The sequence below is a fragment of the Mesorhizobium sp. PL10 genome, assembly GCF_053714315.1.
On sequence record NZ_JBSKBR010000253.1, the window covers coordinates 1 to 228 of the forward strand.

Sequence of the window (228 nt, forward strand, 5' to 3'; positions counted from 1 at the left end):
CACGATGACCAGCCCGTTCGTTACCCGCGACGGCTCCAGATGGATGCCAGACTATCTGACCTTTATCGATGGTCGGACCTGCATCGGTTGCGGCCGCTGCTTCAAGGTCTGCTCGCGCGAGGTCATGCATCTTTACGGCGTCGATGACGCGGGTGAAATCCTCGGCATCTGCGATGACGAGGACGACTTCGATGGCGAGCTCAATCGCATGATCATGGTCGTCGACCA

At 58.8% G+C, this 228-nt stretch carries 1 protein-coding gene; it reads left to right on the forward strand.

Features of this window, described 5'->3' with window-relative positions; translation table 11 throughout:
• Positions 1-4: 4 nt before the first annotated feature.
• A partial coding sequence (fdxB, locus tag ACWGTO_RS34065; RefSeq protein WP_454579029.1) for a ferredoxin III, nif-specific occupies positions 5-228 on the forward strand: 224 nt, incomplete at its 3' end.